This is a genomic window from Acidiphilium sp. (assembly GCF_049977125.1).
Taxonomy (GTDB): domain Bacteria; phylum Pseudomonadota; class Alphaproteobacteria; order Acetobacterales; family Acetobacteraceae; genus Acidiphilium.
Map to the genome: position 1 here is coordinate 1 of NZ_JBMFGY010000131.1, position 7,751 is coordinate 7,751.

5 protein-coding genes are annotated in these 7,751 nt (G+C 64.1%); 1 reads left to right on the forward strand and 4 read right to left on the reverse strand.

Features of this window, described 5'->3' with window-relative positions:
* Window positions 1-23: 23 nt before the first annotated feature.
* From ctaD to ACP5E6_RS14750, 3 genes are all read right to left on the reverse strand, one after another.
* Complete coding sequence (ctaD, locus tag ACP5E6_RS14740; RefSeq protein WP_427955183.1) at window positions 24-1,640, reverse strand: cytochrome c oxidase subunit I; 1,617 nt, start codon at window positions 1,638-1,640, stop codon at window positions 24-26.
* Between the two features lie 30 nt (window positions 1,641-1,670).
* Window positions 1,671-2,522 carry a cytochrome c oxidase subunit 3 gene (locus tag ACP5E6_RS14745; RefSeq protein ID WP_427955185.1) on the reverse strand — a complete coding sequence of 284 codons (852 nt, stop codon included), beginning with the start codon at window positions 2,520-2,522 and terminating at the stop codon, window positions 1,671-1,673.
* Window positions 2,523-2,742: 220 nt separating this feature from the next.
* Entirely contained in the window at window positions 2,743-3,606 is an 864-nt protein-coding gene (locus ACP5E6_RS14750) for a DUF2189 domain-containing protein (RefSeq protein ID WP_427955188.1), read from the reverse strand.
* Window positions 3,607-3,974: 368 nt separating this feature from the next.
* Between ACP5E6_RS14750 and ACP5E6_RS14755 the strand changes: the two genes are divergently transcribed.
* Window positions 3,975-4,931, forward strand: a complete 957-nt coding sequence (locus ACP5E6_RS14755) for an acetyl-CoA carboxylase carboxyltransferase subunit alpha (protein ID WP_427955190.1) — start codon at window positions 3,975-3,977, stop codon at window positions 4,929-4,931.
* Between the two features lie 24 nt (window positions 4,932-4,955).
* Here ACP5E6_RS14755 and ppdK read toward each other — a convergent pair whose 3' ends face one another.
* A complete protein-coding gene (ppdK, locus tag ACP5E6_RS14760; protein ID WP_427955192.1) occupies window positions 4,956-7,613 on the reverse strand; it encodes a pyruvate, phosphate dikinase in 2,658 nt (885 codons plus the stop codon).
* Between the last annotated feature and the right edge of the window lie 138 nt (window positions 7,614-7,751).

The window sequence follows — 7,751 nt, forward strand, 5'->3', positions numbered from 1 at the left end:
ACCCGGAGATGGGGATCGGCGTGTCAGTGGATGACCGGGATTTCGGTGAAGGTGTGTTCCGGCGCCGGTGAGGGGATGGTCCATTCGAGCGAGGTGGCGCTTTCGCCCCAGTAGTTATTGGCGAGGACTTCCTTGGAGGTGAAGATGCGATAGACCACGTAGAAGAAGATCAGGACGCTGACCCCGTCGACCGCGGCGCCGACCGAGGAGACGAAATTCCAGCCGGCGAAGGCGGCCGGATAGTCGGGGTAGCGGCGCGGCATGCCGGCGAGGCCGAGGAAATGCTGCGGGAAGAAGGTGAGGTTGGTGCCGATGAAGAAGGTCCAGAAATGCACCTTGCCCCAGAATTCGGGGTAGGGTTTGCCGGACATTTTGCCGATCCAGTAATAAAAGCCGGCGAAGAGGGCGAAGGTGGCGCCCATCGAGAGAACGTAGTGGAAATGGGCGATCAGGAAATAGGTGTTGTGCAGGTCGGTATCGAGACCGGCATTGGCCAGCACGACGCCGGTGGCGCCGCCGACGGTCAGCATGAAGATGAAGCCGAAGGCCCAGAGCATCGGGGTTTTGAAGTCGATCGAGCCGCCCCACATCGTGGCGATCCAGGAGAACACCTTGATGCCGGTGGGAATGGCGATGACCAGGGTGGCGGCCTCGAAATAGGCCTTGCTGTCGTGGGTGATGCCGGAGACGAACATGTGGTGGCCCCAGACGAGGAAGCCGACGAAGCCGATCGCGCAGGTGGCATAGACCATGCCGGCGTAGCCGAAGATGGGTTTGCGCGCGAAGGTGGGGATGACCTGGTTCATGATGCCGAAGGCGGGCAGGATCATGATGTAGACTTCAGGATGGCCGAAGAACCAGAACAGGTGCTGGAACAGCACCGGATCGCCGCCGCCGCCGGGTTCGAAGAAGGAGGTGCCGAAGCTGCGATCCATCGTGAGCATGGTGATGGCGCCGGAGAGCACCGGGATACCCATCATGAGCATGAAGGAGGTGACCAGCATGGCCCAGACGAACAGGGGCATTTTGAACATGCCCATGCCGGGGGCGCGCATGTTCAGGATGGTCACGATGAAATTGACCGCGCCGGCGAGCGAGGAGACGCCGGCGAGCTGAAGGCCCATCAGGGTGAAATCGACGGCGGGGCCGGGTTGATACTGGCTGTCGGACAAGGGGGGGTAGAGGGTCCAGCCGATGCCGGCGCCGGGGCCGACGAACAGGCCGAGATTGACGAAGATGAACCCCATCACGAGGAACCAGAAGCTCATGTTGTTCAGGCGCGGGAAGGCCATGTCGGGCGCGCCGATCAGGATCGGCACCATCCAGTTGCCAAAGCCGCCGATCAGCGCGGGCATCACCATGAAAAAGATCATCAGCAGGCCATGGGCGGTGACGATGGCATTCCAGGCCTGGCCGTTGGCGACGACCGTGTTGCCGGGTTCGGCGAGCTGCGCGCGCATGATGAAGGACAGCACGCCGCCCTCGATGCCGGCGACGAGCGCCCAGGCGAGGTAGAGCGTGCCGATGTCCTTGTGGTTGGTGCTGAGGAACCAGCGGCCGAAGAAGCTGGTGCGATCGGTATGGTGATGATGGTCGGCGGTGGCGAGAGGCTGGGTCGCCTGGAAGGCGTTATCGGACATCGGTCGGTCTCCCTCGGAGCGAGATGGAAATCAGGACGCGGTGACGGCGCTGGCGCCGATCCAGTAAACCGCGACGAACATGAACAGCCACAGAACATCGACGAAGTTCCAGTACCAGGCGATGGTCTGAAACCCGGCGTAGTGGTCGGGGGTGAAGGCGCCGCGGACGATACGGACGAAGCAGAGCGTGAGAAGGATGACGCCCATGATGACGTGCAGCATGTCGAAGCTGGTGAGGATCAGAAACAGCGAGGGGTAGATGCCGCCATGATAGACCGGGAACGGCAGGTTCGCGAATTCGTAGATCTGGCCGCCAAGGAAGGCGACGGCGAGGATTGCCGTGGCGGCCATGCCGAGCGCCGCATTGGTGCGGTTGCCCTGTAGAATACCATCGAACGACCCGGTCAGCGTGGTGCTGGAGAGCAGCATGACCAGGGTTGCGAACATCGGTTCGCCCAGCGGGTTGATGGTGTGGATATGCGCCGGGGGCCAGACGGCGACGTGGCCGATGCCCATTTTGGCGGGGAAGAAGAAGAAGGTGAAATAGCCCCAGAAGAACGCGACGAACAGCATCAGCTCGGCGATGATGAACAGCGTGACGCCGTAGCGGAAGCTGATCTGCGGGATGATGCCGGCCTTGAGGAGATTGGGGCCGTCGTTCAGGGCGTCACGCGTCCAGAGGGCGATGGTGGTGAGGAAGGCGAGAATGCCGAGGGCGAGGATGGTGACGCCCTCGTGGAATGTGTAGGCGATGACGCCGCCGGCGGTGACCATGGCGGACACGGCGATGGCGAGCGGCCAGGGCGACTGACCGACCGGCGTGAACGGACTCGGGACCGTCTGGTTGGCCGGCCAGGTATCGAAGCCTGTGTTATCCTGCATCAAACGTCACCCCTGTCCAACGTCGTCCCGGTTGTGGCTGCGATTGCGAAGCGGGAGCCGCGCCCGTCGTTCCGGGCCTAGTTATCAAACGAACATAGTTATAGATATAGATTAATATATTAGATCACATGAAGCGAATATATCAACCATCTCGTAACGGCAAGGGCCTGATTGTCATTTTTGCGCGATGTCGCGAGGGTTGATCGGGCGGGACGCGGCTTCAGTAATGCACCAGGCGGCGGTAGAGGTGCCAGGTGGCGTGACCCAGGATCGGCAGCACGACGACGAGACCGACGAGAAGGAAGGCAACGCCGGCGAACAGGGCGAGCGAGACCAGCAGCCCCCAGGCGAGTAACGGGCCGACATTCATCACGAAGGCTTTGAGGGAGGTGCCGATCGCCTCGACGATGCCGACCGGACGGTCGAGCACCATCGGGAAGGAGACCACGCTGATCGCCAGAACGATCACGGCGAAGACGAAGCCGACACCGAAGCCGCTGATGATCAGGCCCCAGCCCCGCAGATGCGTGACGATGTGAAGCAGCATGACACCGAGTGCTGGCGCGTGCGGCTTGCCGGAGAAGGCGAGAAACAGGAAATGCGCGGTGCCGATCCAGAGGATGAACAGCGAAACCAGGAGCAGGCTGAGCAGCATGACCGAGCCGATCGCGGGGGATTTCAGGATGCCCAGGGCATCGCGCCAGCGGGCGCGCTCGTTGAGTTCGAGCCGGCGGCTCATTTCGTAGAAGGCGAAGGCGGTGATCGGGCTGACCAGGACGAAACCCGACAGCAGCGGAAAGACCAGATCGGCATAGCCCTGCCCCGCCGCCGCCACGGCGCCGCACAGGCCGACCACGGGCAGGATGAGCATCATCAGCACCGCATCTGCCCGGGTCTTGCCGAAATCGGCGACACCGAGGGTGAGGCAGGCGATCAGGTCGCTATAGCCGATCTGCTGGATGATCGGCCGGGTGCGCTCGATATTGGCGGTGTCCCAATAGGATTGGTCGCTCTCGTCGCCGACCGAGAGCAGGCCGTTGGCCAGTTGCTGGAACGGCCAGAAGAAGGGATTTTGAGCGCGCATGACGGTTTCTCTCCATATTCAGTCGTGACGCTTTATTCGGGCGTCACACGGGTCGCAACGCTGGCGGTTCAGATGCCAGCGGACAGCGCCGCTGGCTCCCGCCATGCGTTAGAGCGATATGCGATTAAGTAGACGCGGCAGCGGCAACATAATCGCATGAAATCGCTCGAAAAAATTTAGAGCTAGAGCGTTAAGCTGAAAGCATAACGCTCTAGACGATACTTATTCGAACTATAGAATGGAAATGCCGTGGCGCGCCATATGTTTTTGCGGGGTGTCGCCGGCGGCGGCGCGGTTTGGTCGCGCGTCGCTTCGAGCGCCGTCGCGCGGCATTTGACATCCGCCCCCATTTGCGACACCCGACGCTGATGCGTCATTTTCTCGATTTCGAAAAACCGGTCGCCGAGTTGGAAGCCAAGATCGAAGAGCTTCGCCGGATGACCGATCCGGGCGAGATCAACATCGCCCAGGAGGTCGCCCAGCTTTCCGACAAGGCCGAGCGCCAGCTCCGCGCGCTCTATGGCAGGCTGACGCCGTGGCAGAAAACCCAGGTCGCCCGCCATCCCGAACGCCCCAAGGCGACCGACATGATCGCCGGGCTGATCACCGAATTCACCCCGCTGGCCGGCGATCGCGCCTTTGCCGAGGATGCCGCGATCATTGCCGGCCCCGGCCGCTTTCAGGGCGAGCCCGTCATGGTCATTGCGATCGAGAAAGGGGCGGATCTCGATTCCCGGCTCAAGCATAATTTCGGCTCGCCGCGCCCGGAAGGTTACCGCAAGGCGCGCCGCCTGATCGAGCTTGCCGGGCGGTTCGGGTTGCCGATCCTGTCGTTCGTCGATACGTCGGGCGCTTATCCCGGCATCGACGCCGAAGCGCGCGGCCAGGCCGAGGCGATCGCGCGCGGCATCGAGGCCTGTCTTGCCGCGCCGGTTCCCTTCGTTGCCACGATCATCGGGGAAGGCGGCTCGGGCGGCGCCATTGCCATCGCCGCCGCCGATGTCGTGCTGATGTATGAGCATGCGGTCTATGCGGTGATTTCACCCGAAGGCTGCGCCGCCATTCTGTGGGAGGACCGCGCCATGGCCGCCCAGGCCGCCGAGGCCATGAAGGTCACGGCGCAGGACCTCAAGCGGCTCGGCATCATCGACCGCATCGTGCCCGAACCGCTCGGTGGCGCCCATCGCGCGCCGGATGCGGCCATCGCCCAGCTCGGCGAGACCATCGGCCAGGTGCTCGCGCCGTTGAAACTGATGACCGGCGAGGCCCTGCGCGCGAAACGCCGGGAGAAATTCCTCGCCATGGGTCAGGCCGGCGTCGCCTGAGAATTGCGGCCCCGGCCGGGGCGGCTACATCCGCCGCCCGATCGCCGCCTGCGCCGCCGCGAGCCGCGCCACCGGCACGCGATAGGGGCTGCACGAGACGTAATCGAGCCCGATCTCCTCGCAGAACGCGATCGACGCCGGGTCGCCGCCGTGCTCGCCGCAGATGCCCAGTTTCAGGTCCGGTTTGGTCGCCCGGCCGCGCTCGGCCGCGATTCGCACCATCGCGCCCACGCCCTCGACATCGATCGATACGAACGGGTCCTTGGGCAGAATGCCGGATTCGACGTATTTGGGCAGGAACTTGCCCGCATCATCGCGCGAGAGGCCGAACACGGTCTGGGTCAGATCGTTGGTGCCGAAGGAGAAGAAATCGGCGGATTGCGCGATCGAATCGGCGGTCAGCGCCGCGCGGGGCAGTTCGATCATGGTGCCGACGCTGAAATCGAGCGTGGTGCCGGCGGCGGCGAACACCGATTTCGCCACATGCTCGATCTGCGCGCGGGTGATGTCGAGCTCGCGCTTCATGCCCACCAACGGGATCATGATTTCGGGCACCGGCGCATTGCCGGTCTCGGCGGCGACGGTCAGCGCCGCCTCGAAGATTGCCCGCGCCTGCATCTCGTAGATTTCCGGATAGGAAATCCCGAGGCGGCAACCGCGATGGCCGAGCATCGGGTTCGCCTCGGAAAGCTCGCCGGCGCGCTGGCGGATCGCCTCCATGCTCATGCCGAGGCTATCGGCGACATCGGCGAGTTCGGCCTCGCCATGCGGGAGGAATTCGTGCAACGGCGGGTCGAGCAGGCGGATCGTCACCGGCAGGCCGGCCATGATGCGGAACAGCGCGATGAAATCCTGGCGCTGATAGGGCAGAAGTTTTTCCAGCGCGGTGCGGCGGCCGGCTTCATCGTTCGCCATGATCATCTGGCGGACCGCGCCGATGCGCTCGGGGTCGAAGAACATGTGCTCGGTGCGCGACAGGCCGATGCCCTCGGCGCCGAATTTGCGCGCGGTCTCGGCATCGAGTGGGGTTTCGGCATTGGCGCGCACCTTGAGGCGGCGAATTTCATCGGCCCAGGTCATCAGCTTGGCGAAATCGCCCGACAAGGCGGGTTCGATCATCGGCACGGCACCGGCGAAGATCTCGCCGGTCGCGCCATCGAGCGTGATGGTGTCGCCCGCGCGGACGCTGACGCCACCGGCGGTGAGGGTTTTGGCACCGTAATCGACATGGATGCCGCCCGCCCCGGCGACGCAGGGCCGCCCCATGCCGCGGGCGACGACGGCGGCGTGGCTGGTCATGCCGCCGCGCGTGGTGAGAATGCCGCGCGCGGCGTGCATGCCGTGAATATCCTCGGGGCTGGTTTCGATCCGCACCAGGATCACCGCCTCGCCCTTCTGCGCGCGCATCTCGGCCTCATCGGCGGAGAATACCACGAGGCCCGACGCGGCACCCGGCGACGCGGGCAGCCCCTTGGCCAGAAGCGTCCTTGCCGCGTGGGGATCGAGCGTGGGGTGCAGCAGCTGATCGAGCGACTGCGGATTGACGCGCATCACCGCTTCGCCCTTGTTGATCAGCCCGGATTCCGCCATCTCGACCGCGATGCGCACGCTGGCATTGGCGGTGCGCTTGCCGTTGCGGGTCTGCAACATGTAGAGCTTGTTGCGCTGGATCGTGAACTCGATGTCCTGCATGTCGCGGTAATGCCGTTCCAGCACGTCGCGCACGCGGTTCAACTCGGCATAGGCCTCGGGTAGCGCCGCTTCCATGCTGATCTCGCCGGGTTTGGCGTAGGATTTCGACAGCGGCCGCGGCGTGCGGATGCCGGCGACCACGTCCTCGCCCTGGGCGTTGGGCAGATATTCGCCGTAGAATTCGTTCAGCCCGGTCGAGGGATCGCGGGTGAAGCAGACGCCGGTGGCGCAATCATCGCCCATGTTGCCGAACACCATGGCCTGCACGTTGACCGCGGTGCCCCAGTTCGCGGGGATTTCATGGAGGCGGCGGTAGGTGATCGCGCGCTGGTTCATCCATGAGCCGAACACCGCGCCGATCGCGCCCCACATCTGGTCGTGCGGGTCCTGGGGGAACGGCGCGCCGGTTTCGGCGAGAACGATGTCCTTATAGGCCTCGACCACGCGATGCCAGTCCTGCGCGGTGAGTTGGGTGTCCTCGATGGTGCCTTCATCGATCTTGACGTTCTCGATGATTTCCTCAAAGCGATGATGGGCCACGCCGAGCACGACCGAGCCATACATCTGGATGAAGCGGCGGTAGGAATCCCAGGCGAACCGCGCATCGCCCGCGCCTTCGGCGAGGCCTTCGACCGTCAAATCGTTCAGTCCGAGATTGAGCACGGTGTCCATCATGCCCGGCATCGACACGCGCGCGCCGGAGCGCACCGAGACCAGAAGCGGCTTGTGCTTGTCGCCGAATTTGCGCCCGACCTCGGCCTCGATCCTTGCGAGCGCCGCCTCGACCTCGCCGCGCAACGCCTGCGGGTATTGGCGATCGTTGTCGTAGAATTCGGTGCAGACTTCGGTGGTGATGGTGAAGCCTGGAGGGACGGGCAGGCCGATGCTCGCCATTTCGGCAAGGTTGGCCCCCTTGCCCCCGAGCAGATTTCTGAGCGCCGCGCTGCCATCGCTGACACCGGGGCCAAAACTATAGACATATTTGCTCATGGCGGGGTTACCCTTCCAGTTTCGAGAAATCGGCGACGCGATGCATGATGTCGCGCAGTTTGGCGAGGAGGCGGAGGCGGTTGCGGCGGAGTGCCGGGTCGTCGGCGTTGACGGTGACGTCTTTGAAGAAAGCGTCGA

What these genes read in the sequence shown, in the direction of transcription:
- ppdK (WP_427955192.1), bottom strand. Translation starts at nt 7,613, where the DNA reads ATGAGCAAATATGTCTATAGTTTTGGCCCCGGTGTCAGCGATGGCAGC.
- ctaD (WP_427955183.1), bottom strand. Translation starts at nt 1,640, where the DNA reads ATGTCCGATAACGCCTTCCAGGCGACCCAGCCTCTCGCCACCGCCGAC.
- ACP5E6_RS14750 (WP_427955188.1), bottom strand. Translation starts at nt 3,606, where the DNA reads ATGCGCGCTCAAAATCCCTTCTTCTGGCCGTTCCAGCAACTGGCCAAC.
- ACP5E6_RS14755 (WP_427955190.1), top strand. Translation starts at nt 3,975, where the DNA reads ATGCGTCATTTTCTCGATTTCGAAAAACCGGTCGCCGAGTTGGAAGCC.
- ACP5E6_RS14745 (WP_427955185.1), bottom strand. Translation starts at nt 2,522, where the DNA reads ATGCAGGATAACACAGGCTTCGATACCTGGCCGGCCAACCAGACGGTC.